Origin of the sequence: Paenibacillus amylolyticus (assembly GCF_051136285.1) — a bacterium.
In the GTDB taxonomy this organism is placed as follows: domain Bacteria; phylum Bacillota; class Bacilli; order Paenibacillales; family Paenibacillaceae; genus Paenibacillus; species Paenibacillus amylolyticus_F.
On sequence record NZ_CP194938.1, the window covers coordinates 865,135 to 884,970 of the forward strand.

Below are 19,836 nucleotides of genomic sequence, written 5' to 3' on the forward strand. Positions count from 1 at the left end.
GGTATTTAAAAAGCCACGAAATCGTGGCTTTTTATTTTTGTAACTTATAACATTCTATTCACTTCAATACGTTTCGTAAATCAACTCATTCGAGATTTGAAGACCGCTATCAAATTCGGCATAGATGTAGAGCTGTCCGGCTGGCGTATCCCCGGCATCAAATCCCAGTTTTAAGCTACCGTCTGCTTGAAATTCTGCATCCGCCAGCACCAGGGTGCTTATGTCCTCGTCGGGATGAGCTTTGCCAATGATATGCAACGCCCGTTCCCGCAGAACAGCCCATTCTCCCCATGCAGCTTCGAAGGAAGCAGACAACGCATCCATACCGGCCTTCGTTAAAATTTGTGCGGTCACTCGCAGTTCTCTTCCTTCGTCTTGCATATTCAAATAATAAACGGTCGTTTCATTATCATATTGAAATGTACCCATACCCGGAACTTCATGATCCGGTTCAACGATCAGATTATCGCCATATTGGATGTGCTCCAGCTTGGAGTTATGGCTTATATCGAGCGATTTCAGTTTATTTTCAGAACAATATAGTTCTACTAACTCCAAATTATGAATCAGTTCCAACTCACGGATATGATTATGGAAACACCGCACACTTTCAAGCCGATGATTGGAACGGAGGTTCAAATTTTTGAGATGGTTATGATGACAGCGAAGCTCAATTAAAGCGGGACATCCTGTAACATCAAGCTCGGTGAGATCATTGTTCGCACAATCCAGATGTATTAGCTGATCGTTATTTGTGGTATCCAGTGAGAAAAGTGTATTGTAGCTGCAAGCCAGTCTCTCCAATTGTATAAGATGACTTACTTTCAGCTCAGAAAGCAGGTTCCAATGACACTCCACTGACCTAAGTTTCTGATTCCGCGACAAATCCAGTTTACGTAATCGATTAAAGCTGCAATCCAATGTTTCCAGCTCTGTATTGGAGTGAAGAAACAACTCAACCATTTGATTTTCTCTGCATAACAATGTTTCCAATTTAAGATTATGTTCAACATTGAGACTGGTCAACGCATTATATGAGCAATCGAGCAGCTTAAGCTCCGTAAAATATTCTATCCCTTGAAGGTTTTTCATACCGACTTTGGGAAGCTCTAATGTTTCGATTCCACTTACATCTTGTGCATGAATATAACCTCGTTGATCACAAAAATTCACTAATAAGTATTTGAAAATATACATATAACAATGCATGACGAAGTTTAATCGAATTTTGTAAATAGACGATATCTTCTTCTTCGATGGTATTTTCTTTCAGATATCCTTTGATAAAATGATGGAAAAACAATCTCTGATATTCCGTTTTATTCTCAAATTCCTTAAACGGATAAAAAAGCGCAAAGTACAGTGTAGTCCCAATATCGTTTATGAAATATGTATAACTGGCGTCATCAAAATCAAACAACTGAATCTCACCGTTATGCAAATAAAAGTTGCTTTGATGAAAATCAGTATGTGTTAAGCCGTAATGATCTTTGGACTTGGGCAGAGCAGTAAGTTTAGTTAATAATTGATTGATTATTGAAACCATTACATCATCTGGTGGCAGGTAGTTCTCTACCTTTAATTGAACGATGTTCTCCCATGCTTGACGTTTTAACACCGGATTACTTTCTTGATACCCCTTGGTGGCATGATGCTAAAATTAACATTATAGCTATGTTACGTCATCATATTATTTTACCTTTTATTCCAGTTCAGTCCATGCAGCACCTTCTTTTCTCCATCAGAATATAAAGAAAGGCCAACCAGATATCTGGCTGACCTTAACTTCACTAATCTTCTTTGACAATCGGTTTAACAACCTGTACACCAAAGAATGTCCTTACACATACAACATCTTTAAAATGCCCAGTTTCCTTTGCGGAATACCGGCTCAATTGTGCCATCCTGCAGCTCACCGTCGATGTCCAGCTCCGCAGAACCAATCATGAAATCAACATGTGTGAGACTTACATTACATTCATGTTTCAGCAGTTCTTCATTCGACATCGTTGTGCCGTCCTTCATATTGAACGGATATGCACTTCCAACAGCCAGATGGCAGGATGCGTTCTCATCAATACCCGTATTGTAGAAAATACGGTTCAGATTCGAAATTGGGGAATTATGCGGTACAAGCGCGACTTCTCCCAAATAACGAGCACCTTCGTCTGTAGCAAAAAGATTCTTCAAGTGTTCTTCGCCAGAAGCTGCTGTATAAGCAACAACCTGACCATCTTTAAATGTAATTCGTATCTGATCCACCAACTGTCCGTTCAGGTTCAGCGGCATCGTGCTGCTAACATAACCGTTAACCCCACTGCGCTTTGGCATTGTAAATACCTCTTCTGTTGGCATGTTTGGTACAGTGTAGATACCTTGTTTGTTTTCATTGCCGCCCCCGCCCCAGATATGGTTTTTGACCAGCTCAATCTTCAGATCTGTACCTGGTGCACGATAGTGCAGGCTCTTGTAATTTTTCTCATTCAGCAAATCACTCATCTTGCTCAACGTCTGGAGATGCTCTCTCCAGTTCTGTACGGCATCTCCGCCGTCCACACGATTCATCTTGAAGATCGTATCCCACATCACGTTGATGCGATCTTGCTCAGGAATGTCGGCAAACACTTTATTCGCCCAAGCTTTGGTAGGCGCTTTGATCAGACACCAGCTGATCTCATGGTTACGTGTATATTTGGAGTATCCTTTGCGCGCTTTCGCTGCTGCCTTTGTTGCACGGGATACTTTACTCGCTTCAATTCCGTTGTACAGATCCGGATCAGGTACTTTGATCGTCAGCGTCGCTCCTCCGGCTTCAGCGAATCGTTCCATCATATCGCCTTTCCACGCCGGATAATAGTCAAAGCTGTCGTCCGAACCTTGCTCAAAACGGCTGCGTGTAATTTTGTCGTCCTCGAAATCAACTTGTACATAATTGGCTCCGGCTGCGTATGCTTTTTCAACGATAAGACGGGTGAATTCCAATGTTTCAATCGGTGCCGTCACCAGCAGATCCTGTCCCTTCTGAATGTTCACACCAACCCTGACCACCAGCTCAGCATATTGTTCCAATAATGTTGCAAAAGACTGATCAAACGAACTCATGTTAAATTCACTCCTGCTTCGGTTAAGATTCAAATTCCGGTATTCTATTACATATCATCAAAGATGCCGTTTCATCTTTTGGCCTCTACATTACGCTATACATATTCTGCAAACTAACCGTTACGTTTTTCCTGCTCACGTAGTTCAATCCGGCGAATTTTACCGGAGTTAGTCTTCGGCAGATCTGTCACAAACTCAATTTTGCGTGGATATTTATAAGGTGCCGTCCATTCCTTCACATGTCTTTGCAGCTCGTGCGCGAGTTCCGTTGAAGCCAGTGCTTCATCTCTCAGCACAACAAATGCTTTGACGACATTGCCGCGAATTTCATCCGGACTTGCAACGACAGCACATTCTTTCACGCTTGCATGTTTCATGAGCGCTTCCTCTACCTCAAACGGACCAATCGTGTATCCCGAACTGATGATGATATCATCACTTCGGCCCTCAAACCAGAAGTAACCTTCTTCATCTTTGCTCGCCCGGTCACCTGTAACAAAATATTCTCCGCGCTGGTTCGCTTCCTTGCGACCCTCGTCCTGATAATAAGCACGGAATAGCGCCGGCATGTCCTTGTGCACAGCAATATCTCCCACCTCGCCCGCTGGCAGAGGTTGACCATCTTCACCGATGATTTCAATCAATCCAGGGGTAATCGACTGACCCATGGAACCGATCCGCACGGGTGCATCCTTCAGACTGCCAATTAACAGCGTGCTTTCCGTCTGGCCGTAACCATCCCGAATCGTGAGATCGAAATGGCGCTGGAAGATTTCAATCACTTCCTGATTGAGTGGTTCGCCCGCTGATACAGCACTGCGCAGATGGGATAAGTCATAATGTCCCAGATCATCCGTTTTCGCCATCAGGCGGTATTCGGTTGGCGTACAGCAGAGCACGTTAATCTGATGCTCCTGCATCAATTCCAGATAACGTCTCGGCTTGAATGAGCCGTTGTATACCAAACCTGTTGCTCCTCTTCCGAGTACCGACAGGAACGGACTCCAGATCCATTTTTGCCATCCAGGTGCAGCTGTTGCCCACACGGTATCCGATGGTTGAATATCCAGCCATAACGACGATGCGATTCGCAGATGCGCGTAACCCCAGCCGTGGCTATGCATAACCCCTTTCGGATTCCCCGTTGTACCGGAGGTATATGCCAGAATCGCCATATCATCACGGTGCGTCTGAACAGCAGCCATATCATCCGGCTGATTCTGCATCAACTGGTGTACGTTAACCCAGCCTTCTCCAGGAACAGCATGATCACCATTAGGTGATGCAACGATGCGGTGGGCAAGTGTCGGCAGATCAGAATCCATTTTTTCCACTTCCGATGTTGTTTCAGACCATACAATTACTGCTCGCGCCGATGAATGCCGCAGACGATATTCCAGATCTTTTGCTCGTAACATCTCGGAAGATGGAATGACGGCAATACCGAGTTTCAGACATGCAATGTAGATTACATAGGCAATAATCCGGCGTGGTACCATGACCAGCACCCGATCCCCTTTCTCCAAACCAAGCTCACGTAGACCTCCGGCCAGACGGTTAGCCTGCTTTAACAAGTCACCATACGTAATCTCTTCTACTTCTTGTTGATCGCTGAGCCATCTAAGTGCAATCCGGTCTGGCGGGTGATTCTCCATCTCGGATGTCAGGTTATAGGTTTCAGGCGAAATCCACTGTTCAAAATTCAAATGGAGCCTCTCCTTTATCATTCAAATATATAGCTTCTTTATATTATACATTAAATCCTAAGACCAGGTACTATGAACAGCAACCTTTTTATAATAACCAGTGACCGTCTTATTCCTACTTGATTATTTAAAGTTCAACTCGCTCATCTAAAAACCTAATAACGAATCATTCCAGTATAAACCTTATACCATCCGATATACCAGTTTTCTCCTTTCCTGCAACACAAAAAGCACCTCTCCTCTATTAGAGAAAAGGTACTCATTGTAACAGATTCCGCATTCAAGCATTTACCAAGGGTAATTGCCGATTCCCTCCAAAATGGACTCCACCTCACTCAGCTCTGCATCTGTGAGTTCAGGAGCTTTGAGCGCAGCAACATTCTCTTCAATCTGGGATACCCGGCTGGCTCCGATTAATGCAGACGTAACGCGATTACCACGTAATACCCAGTTGAGTGCAAGCTGGGAGATTGTCTGGCCTCTCCGCTCTGCCACCGCCTGCAATGCTTCAAATTTTGCAATACGTTCGTCCGTATACGATTCTTTTTTTAACGTTCCGGTTGGATTCGCTCGTTCTTCCTTGATCTTGTCCACGTATTTGTTCGTTAACTGACCGCGACCGAGCGGGCAAAAGGCGATGGAACCTACACCTTGCTCATCCAGCACATCTTGCAAAACGTCTTCAATCCAGCGGTTTAACATCGAGTAATTCGGCTGATGAACGAGGCAAGATGTTCCGAGACGGCGCAGAATCGTTACTGCTTCTTGTGTCTGCTGTGCATTATAGTTGGACAAGCCCACATAAAGCGCCTTTCCTTGCCTTACGATGTGATCAAGCGCTGTCATCGTTTCTTCCAGTGGTGTTTCCGGATCTGGGCGATGATGATAGAAAATATCCACATAATCCAGTCCCATACGGCGCAAGCTCTGGTCGAGACTGGCAATCAGATTTTTACGGGAACCCCATTCACCGTAAGGGCCGCTCCACATGTGATATCCTGCCTTTGACGAGATCAGCAGTTCATCTCTGTACGGACGCAGATGTTTATGATAGATCAAGCCAAAATTCTCTTCAGCTGATCCCGGAGGCGGGCCATAGTTATTTGCGAGATCAAAATGGTTAATCCCGAGGTCAAATGCACGCAAAATCATTTCTTCCTGAACATCCAGCGTGCGATTACTGCCAAAATTTTTCCATAATCCAAGTGCAATCTGCGGCAGTTTAATGCCCGATTTACCAGAGCGCACATAGTTCATCTCGTCATATCGTTGTTCATTTGCAATATAAGGCATCGTTATTCACTCTTTTCTGTAAGGTTGGTCAAGGTCGTTGCTACCCCTTTATCTTAGTCATTTCCCAACAGGAACGATATGGCTTATCACTACATTGATATAGAAAAATGATCGGTATCTAACTATAATTGCTTTATTTCAAATGAGAAAAAATTCGTTGAATATGTTAAAATGCAAGAACAAACCGACTCACAACAGGAGTGAACGCTGTGATTACGTATATGTTTAAAAACAGTCATTTCCAGGAGCTACAGCTCCTTCATTATGGTACGGAAGCCTGTACACCTGGACACCATTTTGGCCCAGCGATGAGAGACTACTATAAAATTCACTATATATTGAATGGCAAGGGCACGTTTGAAGTTTCGGGAAAGACGTATCATCTGCACAAAGGTCAGGGCTTCCTCATCGTGCCTCACTCCGTAGTGCATTATAAGGCTGACTTGGATGATCCATGGGAGTATAGCTGGGTGGCGTTCCAAGGCTCGCAGAGTTCTTCCTTTCTACAACAAGCCTGTTTATCAGAGCAACACCCTATCTTCGATCTCGGTAATGAAGACGATGAGATGCGCTCCTGTCTGCACCGAATCATTCATTCTCGTACAACACACAAAGGCTGGGAGATTAGCATGACAGGATGGCTGTATCAGTTTTTTGCGATCCTCATTGATCATGCCCACAACGAGAACTTGGAGCCTTCCGCTGATTTTGGCAAAGAAACTTATGTGTCACAGGTGATCGATTTTATTGAGATGAACTATGCCAACGCCATCACGGTACAGTCTATTGCCTCCCATATCGGCTTACAGCGAAGTTATCTATGCTCACTCTTCAAAGATCAAATCGGAAGCAGCATCCAATCTTACCTTGTCCATTATCGTATGCGCAGAGCAGCCGAGCTGACGCTTAACCTTAACCTGAGCATCGGTGATATTGCCCGTTCTGTCGGATATAATGATCAACTTCTGTTCTCCAAGATGTTCAAAAAAGTGATGGGCGAAGCCCCCACTTATTATCGCAGACAAAAAACAGCACCTTCGATGTAACGATCTACACCAAGGTGCTGCTTAGATGAAATATAAATGACTGCTTGCCCTGAAACCCTCTACAGGAATGTTGCTACTTGCAGTAAATTAGCCCTGTACGTTTTCAGGCATGGCAATGCCAATAACTTGCACTTTAACTTCTTTCACAATTACGCCTGCCATCTGCTCCACCGCTTGTTGAACATTATGTTGCAGATCCTGGCAAACCTCATGCATCTTGCGCCCATACTGCACATTAATGCGCAATTGAATCGATGCTTCATCATTTTGAATATGAACGTCGATTCCTTTTTGCAGACTTTTGCCGCTGATGCTTTTGGCAAGCCCTTCCGTCAGCCCGACCGACATGGACGACACACCTGGTGTTGTTTGTGCAGCCATGCCTACAATTTTGGATACAACATCATTGGAAATATGGATCGTCCCTAACTGAATCGCTGGAGGTGCAATATATTCCGCTTCCGGTACATTGTTTTCAATCATTTCAGACATAAGTTCCTCTCCTTATGATCTTTTTTTTGATGTTCTAAGTATGGGTGTTGTCCCTTCTATTCTACCATGGTTTGCGAACAGTTACATTTCTGCTCTCTGAGCAGGTCAGTGAAAGCGGTCAGCCATTCTGCCACTTCTCTCTGAAGAACATCTGATAGATTCGAACCAGCAATATTTTCACAATCATATACACTGTGATAATAATTAGATATTAACCAAAATTAAGGCTCCTGCAATCCGGCCAAGGCTGATAAAAAGGAGTGAAATGTATAAGGTGCACTTCTAATTCACACCAGCTTCGAATACATATGACGCAGATAACGCCAGCGTACGAGTGCAAAGAATACGACCTGCATCGAAACAAATACCATGAAGATTTGAAGGCTGTGTTCCAGAACAGAAAACTGAACCAGCTGATAGAGTGCCGCAAATGCCACCGAGCTGTGAATCAAAGCCACCAGAAGTGGTAGGAAAAACATCAACACGAGCTGTCTTGTTACAATTTTGCGAAGCTCCGGGCGACTAAGACCCATTTTACCAATCATGCGATATTGTGCTTCATCCCGCTCTAAATCTGCATACAACCTGAAATACGTGAAGCTCGCCGCAAAGGTGAAGAACACAATACCAATCAAGCCACTTACAATAAGAATAATTCCGTTGGTTTGTTTATTATTTAACCAGTCTACGACAAGAGAACTGAAGTTGATATATCCCTTCTCCGGGCGGTCTTCCTGAATCGAATCCAGCAATTCCGGAGCAAAGCTGCGCGTTGCCATCCAGTCTTTTACCACAAAAAATGTGGTCTGATCGGAGTAAAAATCAACTTCCATCTGGATCTCAGCAATATATGTTTCTCGAATTTTGGAATATAGGTCATCAGAAACAATGTAGATGCCAGCCTCACCCTCCATCGGAATCACGATATCGGTTGCCGGCGGCAACATCTGCACTTGTACATGCTGCTTTTCACCAACATACAAGTCAGCGGAGTATGGATAACTTTCCTTTGTCGTATCTAATAGCTTATTGCGAGCTGTAATATTGGGTGCGGTATTAAACGCCAGATCATTGCGATCCAGCACCCGTTCTTCATAACCAAGTGCTTTGGCAAGACGGTTATATTCACTCAGTTTTATGAGGTAGTTGTTATTATTCTCATAGAGTACGCGGTAACTACCTTTCACATAAGGAACTTCTTGATTAACCAGGGTCTCTTCAATTTTTCGGATATGACGATCAACGACCGCTGAATCCGTAAAGCCTGAATTCGTATAAGTAAAAGCATATGGATTCGTCATGGAAGACAGCCTTGGATCACCTATCGTCAGCATGCTTCCAATACCTGTAAATGCGGAAGCAGAGATGACACTGACCATAAAAAACATCACGGCGTTATCTTTCATACGATAGGTAAGCTCGGACAGAAAGAGCAGATTGGTTTTACGTAAAAATAACCGTTCATTCTTTTTCAGTGCCCGAATAACATACACGCTAAGCTGCGTAAACAATAGATATGTGCCTGCAATGACACTGAGCACACTGCCAAACAGTAACGGGAACAGAAGCAACCCCCACGCAAAGATAAATACGCCAGTATATCCTCCAACAATCAATACAACCGAGAGTAGTGCAAGCATACGTGATGCCTTAGGTTCCGGCTTCGGTTTCTCCTCCGATTTCACGAGATCAATCAGCGTTCCCTTACGGATCAACAATGACGACGATAGAGCAATGACCACAAAAAGCAACAGAAATGCTCCAGCTGTTAACAGAATTCCTTTGAGTGGAAAATAAAATCTCAGACTGTTCTCCACAGCAAGCATGGAACCACAAATAAGCAAAACTAATTTACCAAAGATCAGTCCAAGTCCAATACCAGCCACAATGGAAGCTATACCGATACACATATTTTCCATAAACAGAAGCCGGTTCATCTGCTTGTTCGTCATTCCGATGATCAGGAAGATACCAAATTCCTTCTTCCGAGTCTTCAGAAATGAACCGACCGAATACAGCAGAAACAGGAAGGAGAATATGAAAATAATGACTTCGGCAATCATCAGACCCTGGTTAGCAAGCACCGTAACCGTCTGTGATGAACCTTTCAAACCATCTTTTAAATCCGGGTGAAACAGCAACAATGCATAGATAAAAAAGATCATAACCGAGAATGTGCTGCTCAGAAAATGAGCTAAATAAATCCGTTTGTTTCGAACAACGTTATTAATGGCGAACTGGCGAAAATTCATGTCCAGAGCCTCCCATCAGTGATAATACATTAATAATCTTCTGATAGAAGGCCGCCCGATTATCACCGTAATGAATCTCGTTATATAACTGACCATCCTTAATGAAGACGACTCGGCTACAGTAACTGGCTGCAACAGCATCATGAGTAACCAACAGCATGGTTGCCTGGTCTTCTCGATTACGCCTTTCAAGAATCTCCATCACATCCTTGGCTGCCTTGGAATCCAGATTACCTGTCGGCTCATCCGCCAGAATCAGTTTGGGAGAATGGATTAAGGCTCTGGCTATAGCTGTACGCTGCGCCTGCCCGCCCGAAATTTCATACGTTCGTTTGTTCAAAATGTCTTCAATACCAAGTTTGCTTGCCAGTTCTGCTACTCTTGCATTCATCTCCTGAACGGAAACACCATCCAGAGTTAATGGAAGTACGATATTCTCTTTCACTGTCAAGGTGTTGAGCAGGTTGAACGATTGGAAGACAAAGCCCAATTCTCTCCGCCGGAATAAAGCCAGCTTATCCGAATCCAGCTCAAATGGATTCTGACCTGAGATTTGCAATTCCCCTGATGTGGGATGATCAATCGTTGAAATCATGTTCAGCAGCGTTGTTTTTCCACTACCGGACGGCCCCATGATACCCACAAACTCTCCTTCATGAATACTAAGGTCAATACCTGACAAGGCCTCGTATGAAACAACACCTTTATAAATTTTGCTGATTTGTTTAACGGAGCATATCTCCATACGTACAACTCCTTTATCTCTTCATTTGTATTTTAACTTTTTATCCAGGCTAACTTATGATATCAGTCTACCCGAAACTTCACTCATTCTCCTATGGGTTAACCTTTCACCAACATGACAATATTGTAAGGTTCCGTCACGTTATGTTCCAATTCATAAATCGCAAAAAAGACGCCTTCCTCACAGCATGGCAAAGGGCGTCATTATAATTTGTGTTTAATTCATGTTTAGTTCTGTAATATCCCAACTTTAATTCGTGATTTGTTACCATTCAAACCGGAAATGTAATTCGCACGGTGGTTCCTTCCCCATATACCGATTCAAGCTCAATCTGATGATTCATGCGTGTCAGCACTTCTTTAGCGATGTAAAGCCCCATGCCTGTAGATTCCTTGAAATGCCTTCCGTTTTCCCCGGTGAAAAATGGTCTGAACACCCGGTTCAGGTCTGATTTGGGTATGCCGATCCCATGATCCTGAACTTCCAGTATAACCTGACGCTCCGCTTCATAGGCGCGAAGATGCACTTTCTGTCCGCTGCCTACTGCATATTTGATCGCATTGGATAACAGCTGTACCAGTACAAATCGAATCCACTTCGCATCGGATTGCACAACCAGGGAATCATCGATCTGCATTTCAGGATAGACATGATTCTGAATGAAAAATCGTTTCAATTCATGAATTGCTTCTTCTCCTACCCCTCTGAGCCCAACCGGTTCGACAATGAAATCCTGTTCGAAGGTATCCAGCCGAGCTACATAAAGCACGGTTTCCAATCCCCGGCGCATCTGATCTGCTTCCTCACGGATGCTGCGAAAACGAGCATCATCGTCCTCCTGCTCTTCCACCGTCAGCTCAATGACTGATAACGGTGTCTTCATCTGATGTACCCACTGGTTCATAAACGTCAGATATTCCTGCTGCTTTTGTTCCAGGCGGCTCAGGTGAGTGTGATACTGCGCATATTGCGAATCCAGCAGCTTCTCCAGTGCGATTGAGAGCGGTGTGGTTTCATGAAGAGCCACCAATTCATTTAATGAATTCACAGGCCGGGTCATGCGACTATAAAAGGCTCGGTGTGACATGTAACGATATACCAGATAGCCCGTATACAGGAACAAGCCCAGTCCCACAGCGTAGAGAGCCGTCTTCCAATGATCGTATCCATCGTACCAGAACACCGCCACCACGGTCAGCATCATTGCTATCACCCAGCACGTCAGAGCAAGATGTTCACGGATAAACAGCTTCATAACGCTGATGCCGCTTTCCAGTTATTAATTAGCCTGTAACCAGATCCCCTCACCGTTTCCAGTGCATCTGTAATGCCGAGTTCTGCAAGACGTTTACGTACGCGCGTAATATTTACACTAAGCGTGTTATCATCTACAAACGAATCATCCCAGAGCTTTTCCAAAATCGTTTCCCGACTGACCAGCTTTGGACTACGACGCATTAACGTTTCCAGTAAAATCGTTTCCTTCTTGGTGAGCTGTACTTTCAGATCGCCGAGTTCAATCTCCAGCCTTTCCAAGTAAACCACGAGTCCGTTCAGCTCCACTTTGCGTTCTTCTTCCCGGGCAGCGTAGTCCCCATACACCCTGCGGAGCTGACTGCGTATTTTGGCTATAACAATCTCGTGTTCAAACGGTTTGGTGATATAATCATCGGCTCCATTCTCCAGTGCCATAACCTGATCCATTTTGCCGCTTCTCGCAGAAATAAACAAAATCGGACAAGTCGATATCGTACGAATCTGTCTGCACCAGTAGAACCCGTCGTAGCTCGGCAAGTTGATATCCAGTAATACAACATGGGGTTGTATCCGCTTGAACTGTTCCGTCACCTGCTCAAAGTCCTCAACCAATACAGCTAGGTCACCATAACGCTCGATATGTGATTTTAACAGTCCCGCAATCTTGGGATCATCTTCGATAATCATAATGGTATACATGAAAAGCCTCTCCTCTAACCTGTTATGATGGCATACTTCCCTCTATACATAGCCAAATCATAACACAGGATAGATCAGCGGGCATCGACTTGCTTGCGCCAGCTCCGAATATCTGCGTTTAGCTGTTTCACATCTCCTGTGGCCTGTTGTTTGTCTGATAACTTATAATGCTGCTTCAATGCCAGAATACGATACACACTTTCATCAATACGGGATTCCTTGATTTTGCCTGATTTCACTGCACTAATTAATGTATCAAAAATCGTTTTTGCACTCTCATAACTATGAGCCACCAGCAAAATGTCACTTCCTGCCTGAACGGTAGCGATAGTAGCTTCGTGTAACGGATAGTTCTTCGAAATGGCTCCCATACTCAAATCATCTGTGATCACCACACCGTCATACTTGAACTTTCCGCGCAGATGATCCCCAATGATTACTTTCGACAGGGATGCCGGATAATTCGGGTCCAGCTTGGGAAACAAAATATGGGCAACCATGACCGCCTCGGCCTGTTCTTTCACAGCAGCCTGAAATGGGATCCACTCCAGCTCTGCAAGCTGTTTCTCCGATTTGTTCACCACCGGCAAATCCAGGTGAGAGTCCACAGAAGTATCGCCGTGACCAGGAAAATGTTTGACCACCGGGATAACCCCTTCACTACGCAGCCCTTTCATCTCGGCGATCCCCATACGTGTAACAAGGTCAGCAGTAGTGCCGAAGGATCGATCCCCAATGACCGGATTTTTCGGATTACTGTTAACATCCAGCACTGGAGCAAAATCAACATTAAAACCGGCAAGTTTAATCTGTCTGGCCAGCAATGCGCCCATCTGCTCTGCAAGCGCAGTGTCGTTCGTTTTGCCTACTTTCCGACTGGAAGGAATGGACTCAACCGCGTCTGGCATCCGGCTCACCTTGCCACCCTCCTGATCGACACTCATCAGGATGGGAACCGGGTTTTTCTGATTCGCCTGTTTGATCGATTGCACAAAACTGGCCGTTCCCTGAAGCGTTGTCACATTGTTGGCATAAAAAATAATGCCACCGACCTTCTGGTCCGCAATCATCTTTTTCGCGAGATCATCCAACGTTGTTCCTTGCACACCAGCCAGGATCATCTGCCCCACTTTTTCTTCCAGCGTTAGTTGTTGAAGCTGTTCTTTGATCGGGTCAGTCTCTTCTTGCATTTCATCTTGTGAGGAACCTCCATTATTGCTGGAAGGCATATTGTTTTTATCCAAACTAGTTGATGCCCCACCACTATTGCCTGAGGCGGTAGAGGGCTTTGGTGCCTGTCCACATGCCGCTAATAACAAGATGGTCACCGCAAGCAGAGAAAACATATGTAAGATTTTCAAACACCGGTTTGAGCCCATTTTTCTATTCCTGTTCAAGGTTGTTCACCCTCCTTATGTCTTGTTCGTTATGAGAATGTTGAGGTTTGTTTAGGGCTAACCTTACCATATGATGAAGGATTTTCAAAATGGGCTTCAATGCGATTTTTTTCCTTTCTTTTTGTATCGAGATATGGCACTAATGGCCTTTTTAACCAAGGGCGAGTGTGAACGAAACGAATTTGCTGAAGGTGACTGCGGAGTGTTGTTTTTAATTATTGTGAATTTTTCATATGTTGAAATATTCTCTTTAAATGATTTTTGAATATTAAATTGTTACGTTTTGAACTATTTTAGAAGATGGGGATTTTAAAATGTTTATTTCAAGTTATTATTTCAATTGGTTATTTCAAAAACAAAAACCGCCTTGCGGCGGCTTCAATTTTGATTTTTGTTTTTCTTTCTTATTGCTCTTCTTTCTTATGGATGTTCATAGATTTCACGCATTAACTATTATGAATTTTTCATACAATGAAATTTTAGTATAAATTAGATAACACTTCACTCGTAAAAGGAATAATATCGGAGTTACGACCCTCCTGCACTTTGAGCGGCCATTCTGGATCACTCAAGAGTACACGTCCGAGAGCGATCAGATCGAATTCCCCTCGCTCCATCTTATCGTTCAGCAAGTCGAGATGTGCGTCACCTGTTTCTTGTTTTTCACTTCCACGCTCAACAAACTCTGCCTCTAAACCTACCGAGCCAACCGAAATCGCAGGTTTGCCCGTTATTTTTTGGGTCCAGCCAGCAAGGTTGAGATCAGAGCCTTCAAATTCCGGCAGCCAGAAGCGACGTGTGGAACAATGAAATAGATCTACACCGGCTGCACTGAGAGGCTCCAGGAACTGTTTCAACTCCTCTGGCGATTCGACCAGCCTCGCCTCATAACTGCCCATTTTCCACTGCGAAAATCGAAGAATAATCGGAAAATCAGGTCCCACTGCGACACGACAAGCTTCAATCACTTCTACCGCAAACTGTGTTCTGCTTACCAGATCTCCGCCGTACTTATCTGATCTGCGATTCGTCTGCGCCCAGAAAAATTGGTCGATTAAATATCCATGCGCTCCGTGTAACTCAATACCATCAAATCCGATCTGTTTCGCATCAGCCGCCGCTTGGGCATAAGCCTGGACAAGCTCTTGAATCTCTTTTTCAGTCAACGGTTCGTAAGCTGCTTCACCAGCCATACTGATCCCGGATGGACTTACCGGCTGAGCATCTGCATTAGGCAAATCTCCAGAGCGCCGTGCGGTACCAACATGCCAGAGCTGAGGCATAATTTTCCCACCCGCATCATGGACGGCCTTGACTACATTCGCCCATCCTTGCAACGCTTCCTCACCATAAAAAAGTGGAATGTTCTCTCCACTTACCGAGGACGGATGGTTTATGCCTGTGCCTTCAGTAATGATAAGTCCTACGCCGCCAGCTGCTCTGCGACGGTAATATTCAGCCACATCGGGGCCCGGCACACCATTCGGTGAGAATCCACGCGTCATGGGTGCCATAACAATTCGGTTCCGCAAGGTAAGCTTGTCGGACGTGAACGGTTCAAACAAAGATGAAGGTACGTTCATGATTTAGTCTCCTTTACAATGGGAAGTATACATTTCGCACTTACCTTGAGATGTGACATGCTTTCGATAAACCAAGCAGTGGTCATACGCCTGTGGACTGTCATGAATAGTTCTCTTTATCCATTTTATAGATTATTATTTTTATTTTCAAACAAATTTCTCACATAAAGTTTAGGCAAAAAAAAGAACAGCCTTGTAAGTCCCGCTGTCCAGTGAGCTCAAGTGCTGCAGACTGTCCCGCACAAAGGAACATCATCAGCACCTTTCCCGGTCACCAATAATGTGGATGCGGCATAGTATATAATCCATAATCTTCCTTCTTCTTTAATTTGAGTTCACAGGAATATCATCTCGGTTCACTCGCAACAGCTTTCCAGAAGAAGTAGACATGACATCCGGATCCGTCCCCAAGCCAAAATAAAAATCACCATCATGCTCTTCAAATGACTTGGCATAGGTATCCTGGGTAAATCGCAAAATTTCACTCCAGGTTGTCAAATCAGTTGATTGATAGACCCTGCTCAAGTAGAGATTCGCCTGTTTCCGGGTATACGTTAGCACGTACACCTTATCATTACGCACGAGCAGATCTGTAGGCAACGCATTGGGATCAGGCAGATCGACACGTCTCACCTGATTGATATCTGTCATCACATTTAATGATTTGGGCAACAACTGACCGTCATTAAACACCCCTCCAGCAATATACACCAGCTTGTTGTTAAAATTAATATTTTTTCCGATTTTGTTATACGGAATCGTGCCTTGCTGATAGGTTAATCCAGGCAGCATTTTACTGCCATAGATGGCCACCTCTCTCTTTTCCAAACGCTCATTAATCTCCAAGATATTCGTCTTGTCATTCCAGATTTTATTGGCAGGGTACATCATCGCTGCAGCATACAATTTCCCTTTGATCTCGAACAGCGTATAAGCTCTGAAGCCAAGCGAATTAATTGTAGCAAAATGCTGCCAGCTCTCCCCTTCATTGTGCGAGATTAAAACCGTTGGTTTGGTTTCCGTACCAAGTGCGGCGAACAGTTTACCTTTATAATAAGCGAGATCGTAAACATGCACACCTTTTGGCAAATTACGATATTTGGTCCATACCTCTCCATTCAGGCGGTAAAAGTTACCCCAGTCCCAGCTTTCACCATCGGAATCATTGCCTGGGATATACAATTTGCCATTTAAAACCTTATAGATATCAATTTGCTCTTCATCCACATACATTTTCGTTGAAGGTACAACGCTCGGATTATTGTTTGTCACGGCCTGCGTCTCAAACTTGGCATTCGCTGCATCATAATATACGACAGGTATTGGCCCTGCATTTTGTGCTGGTCCCGTATTACTGCTGTTTCCATGACCCAGATAAATCTTACCGTTGTACAGCTGCATGTCCCAGACATTGTTGGCGTAAGGTGCTTTCTTAAAAGGTTTCCCGAGCAAGTCGAGTTTGTTTGTCACGTCAACCGACTGAATCGGGACATTTGACACCTGAACACTCCCTCGTTCTGTTGCCGCGGGCCTTGTTGACGGGGGGTTCGGCTTGGGCTTGGAGTTCCCCATAAGCACCCAGCCTGCTCCGGCTACAAGAGCCAGCACGATCGCTGTCCATGTTACTTTCCTCTGCATGTCCGCTTCCTCCTTCAACTTGATCACTTTTCAATCATCCAAAAACGATACAAAATGTATCCTTTTATAGTATGTAAATGGTGCTTACACTGCAACAAATTTCGCCCTTTTCAACAAAAAAAGTAGACTTTCATATCCGAAGATATGAGGTCTACTATAGAAATTTAAAGACTATTCTGCCTTAACCAAAATTTTCACCTGATTTTTTTCTTTCAGCAGTGCTTCAAAGCCATGTTCTACAACCTCATCCAGTACAATACGTTTGGTCACCAGCTTATCGGCAGGGAAAAACCCTTTTTCCATCAAACGGATGACAGCCGGGAACACATCGCGATAACCGATGATCCCGTTCACCGTACGTTCTTTCATCACAATAGAGTTCGGCTGAATCGGGGCTTCTTGTTCAAAAATGCTCACAATCATCAGTTCGCCACCAATACGTGTTGAGTCAATGGCTTGTTGCAGCACACGCGGAACACCCGTTACTTCGTAGGCCACATCCACCCCGCCTTGCGTACGCTCGTGAATCTCCTCAACCACATGAACCTCGGTTGGGTCAATCACAATGGCACCCAACTCTTCTGCTTTTGCCTTACGTTCAGGTGACAGCTCCACAACATAAATATCAGAAGCTCCGGATGCCTTGAGCGCCTCAATGACGAGGAGTCCGATCGGTCCGGCGCCGAATACAGCTGCGGTATCCCCAACGTTCAGCTTACTCTGGCGTACAGCATGAAGAGCTACGGCAGATGGTTCAACCAGGGCGCCCTGCTCATAGGAGATTGAATCCGGAATCCTATGAACCATGTTCTCGGCTGCTGTAACATACTCGGAAAAACCGCCCCCGCCTCCGGCCAGACCCAAAAATCCCATCTTGTCACACAGATTATATCTCCCCTGTTTACAAGCTTCGCAATGACCACATGCATAAATCGGCTCTACAACCACACGATCGCCCGCCTGAAAACGAGTCACCCCTTCACCCACTTCAACGACTTGTCCAGAAAATTCATGCCCCATCACAACAGGTGCTTGTTCCCCTGTTAACGGATGTGGATCTTGGGAAGGGATAAAAATAGGCCCTGCTGTGTATTCGTGCAGATCGCTGCCGCAAATTCCGCACCATTCCACTTTTATTTTCACTTTGCCTTGTTCAGGCTGAGGTTCAGAAATATGCTCTAGGCGAAGATCTTTGACACCATGCCAACGCAATGCTTTCATTTCATTCATCTCCCAAAAGATTATTCAGTATAATTTCGGAAACGTTTCCGTAAATTAAATATGTCACATTTGAGATACGCTGTCAAACCTATCTCTTCATAAATATGTCGATCTCGTGAGTAAAGCCGTCGATTGTTCTGCTATTTTGTACGGATATGAAGAAGAAACTACCTTCCACTTTCAAGGTTTCGTTTATTTCTGAACATAAATTAGAAAAATAAACATAAAATGCATAAAATCACATCTACTTTAGTTTATTGGCAGGCTACTGTGATGCTCTAATGATATAATCAAGTTATATGTAACTCATATAAAACATACATAAAACGAAAATTCGGAATCGTTTCCGATAAAGTGAGGTCAAATATATAGTGAGTAAAGAACAGAAAATCACGATTAAAGATGTCGCTGAGCACGCCGGTGTAGGAATTGCAACCGTATCACGAGCTATTAACAATTCGGATGGAATCAGCAGTGCAACGCGGGATAAAGTTATGCGCGCGATTGAAGAGCTGGGTTTTGTGCCAAATACCTCTGCACAGAGCCTCAAAATCCGGCAAACACATCAGATTGCACTTGTCGTTCCTGACATCCGTAACGCCATCATTCCTGAAATCTCCTGGTCGGTAGAACAGACTGCCAAACAGCACGGATACCATGTTGTACAGATTAATACTGCAGGCAATGCCCGGACAGAGATCGAAACCATACGGAATGTTAAAAAGTTACACGTCGATGGTCTCATTTTCATGCCACTGGCCTATCCAAAAACGCTACCAGGATTGATCGACAAGGCTCCTCTTCCAATCTCGATCATTAATTACGGAAAAAAACTTGAGCCTGGCATTCAGGCAGATATCGTCTCTTTGTCACAACCTGAGGGAAAGCTCGTCATGGATCATCTGTTCAAGATCGGAAGAACCCGAATTGCTTATGCTGGAGCCCCCAAAGATATTATTGAAGAGCGCTACCGTGCTTACGAGCAAGCTGTCGGTCATGTGGATATTTCCCTTGTTTATTTTGGGGAAGACTTTTCACTAAGTACGGGGGCCAGTGCCGCAGATTATTTCTACGGGTTGACACATATGCCGGATGCGGTCTATGCAATCAATGATATGGTCGCGATTGGACTTGTGAACCGCTTTAAAGAATTGGGTGTACGGGTGCCTGAAGATGTTGCTGTAGTAGGCGTTGATAACAATCAATGGACGACGGTGTCTTCACCTCAGATCAGTTCCGTTTCCATCATGGGTGAGGAGGTTGCTCGGCTCGCTACGGAGCTGCTGCTTAAACGAATTCGTGAGATGAGCACATCGGATTATGAGCATATCCAGTTTGAACCACGCTTGATTGTTCGCGAGTCTAGTGTAACTATGATCCGATCTTCACCACACTAGGGAAGTCA

The 19,836-nt window shown here is 44.5% G+C and carries 16 protein-coding genes; 2 read left to right on the plus strand and 14 right to left on the minus strand.

Features of this window, described 5'->3' with window-relative positions; translation table 11 throughout:
• Window positions 1–63: 63 nt before the first annotated feature.
• From ACR8BL_RS03810 to ACR8BL_RS03830, 5 genes are all read right to left on the minus strand, one after another.
• On the minus strand, window positions 64–963 hold the full coding sequence (locus ACR8BL_RS03810) for a leucine-rich repeat domain-containing protein (protein WP_434751387.1): 900 nt from the start codon (window positions 961–963) through the stop codon (window positions 64–66).
• Between the two features lie 196 nt (window positions 964–1,159).
• A complete protein-coding gene (locus ACR8BL_RS03815) occupies window positions 1,160–1,618 on the minus strand; it encodes a phosphotransferase (RefSeq protein ID WP_434751388.1) in 459 nt (152 codons plus the stop codon).
• A gap of 239 nt (window positions 1,619–1,857) precedes the next feature.
• On the minus strand, window positions 1,858–3,102 hold the full coding sequence (locus tag ACR8BL_RS03820; protein ID WP_434758319.1) for an aminopeptidase: 1,245 nt from the start codon (window positions 3,100–3,102) through the stop codon (window positions 1,858–1,860).
• A gap of 113 nt (window positions 3,103–3,215) precedes the next feature.
• On the minus strand, window positions 3,216–4,757 hold the full coding sequence (locus ACR8BL_RS03825; RefSeq protein ID WP_434753004.1) for an acyl-CoA synthetase: 1,542 nt from the start codon (window positions 4,755–4,757) through the stop codon (window positions 3,216–3,218).
• A 339-nt stretch (window positions 4,758–5,096) separates the two neighbouring features.
• Window positions 5,097–6,101 (minus strand): aldo/keto reductase, encoded by a 1,005-nt coding sequence (locus ACR8BL_RS03830; protein WP_434751389.1) that lies wholly within the window; start codon window positions 6,099–6,101, stop codon window positions 5,097–5,099.
• A 209-nt stretch (window positions 6,102–6,310) separates the two neighbouring features.
• On the opposite strand from ACR8BL_RS03830, the gene ACR8BL_RS03835 reads away from it, so the two are divergent.
• A complete protein-coding gene (locus tag ACR8BL_RS03835) occupies window positions 6,311–7,147 on the plus strand; it encodes an AraC family transcriptional regulator (protein ID WP_434751390.1) in 837 nt (278 codons plus the stop codon).
• A gap of 87 nt (window positions 7,148–7,234) precedes the next feature.
• Here the strand turns inward: ACR8BL_RS03835 and ACR8BL_RS03840 are convergent, their stop codons facing one another.
• From ACR8BL_RS03840 to ACR8BL_RS03880, 9 genes are all read right to left on the minus strand, one after another.
• Window positions 7,235–7,639, minus strand: coding sequence for an Asp23/Gls24 family envelope stress response protein (locus tag ACR8BL_RS03840; protein WP_434751391.1), 405 nt, complete (start codon window positions 7,637–7,639; stop codon window positions 7,235–7,237).
• 287 nt (window positions 7,640–7,926) lie between these two features.
• Window positions 7,927–9,891, minus strand: a complete 1,965-nt coding sequence (locus ACR8BL_RS03845; RefSeq protein ID WP_434758320.1) for an FtsX-like permease family protein — start codon at window positions 9,889–9,891, stop codon at window positions 7,927–7,929.
• Entirely contained in the window at window positions 9,866–10,636 is a 771-nt protein-coding gene (locus ACR8BL_RS03850) for an ABC transporter ATP-binding protein (RefSeq protein ID WP_434751393.1), read from the minus strand. The genes ACR8BL_RS03845 and ACR8BL_RS03850 overlap by 26 nt, the downstream gene beginning before the upstream one ends.
• Before the next feature lie 271 nt (window positions 10,637–10,907).
• Complete coding sequence (locus tag ACR8BL_RS03855; protein WP_434751394.1) at window positions 10,908–11,891, minus strand: sensor histidine kinase; 984 nt, start codon at window positions 11,889–11,891, stop codon at window positions 10,908–10,910.
• The gene (locus tag ACR8BL_RS03860; protein ID WP_434751395.1) at window positions 11,888–12,592 is read right to left on the minus strand and encodes a response regulator; all 705 of its coding nucleotides are present in this window, start codon (window positions 12,590–12,592) and stop codon (window positions 11,888–11,890) included. The genes ACR8BL_RS03855 and ACR8BL_RS03860 overlap by 4 nt, the downstream gene beginning before the upstream one ends.
• A 74-nt stretch (window positions 12,593–12,666) precedes the next feature.
• Window positions 12,667–13,989, minus strand: a complete 1,323-nt coding sequence (nagZ, locus tag ACR8BL_RS03865; protein WP_434758321.1) for a beta-N-acetylhexosaminidase — start codon at window positions 13,987–13,989, stop codon at window positions 12,667–12,669.
• Between the two features lie 479 nt (window positions 13,990–14,468).
• The gene (locus ACR8BL_RS03870) at window positions 14,469–15,572 is read right to left on the minus strand and encodes an NADH:flavin oxidoreductase (protein ID WP_434751397.1); all 1,104 of its coding nucleotides are present in this window, start codon (window positions 15,570–15,572) and stop codon (window positions 14,469–14,471) included.
• 324 nt (window positions 15,573–15,896) lie between these two features.
• Window positions 15,897–17,210 (minus strand): hypothetical protein, encoded by a 1,314-nt coding sequence (locus ACR8BL_RS03875; protein WP_434751398.1) that lies wholly within the window; start codon window positions 17,208–17,210, stop codon window positions 15,897–15,899.
• A 171-nt stretch (window positions 17,211–17,381) separates the two neighbouring features.
• Window positions 17,382–18,431, minus strand: a complete 1,050-nt coding sequence (locus ACR8BL_RS03880; RefSeq protein ID WP_434756559.1) for a 2,3-butanediol dehydrogenase — start codon at window positions 18,429–18,431, stop codon at window positions 17,382–17,384.
• Window positions 18,432–18,802: 371 nt separating this feature from the next.
• On the opposite strand from ACR8BL_RS03880, the gene ACR8BL_RS03885 reads away from it, so the two are divergent.
• Entirely contained in the window at window positions 18,803–19,828 is a 1,026-nt protein-coding gene (locus tag ACR8BL_RS03885; protein WP_434756560.1) for a LacI family DNA-binding transcriptional regulator, read from the plus strand.
• Window positions 19,829–19,836 lie beyond the last annotated feature (8 nt).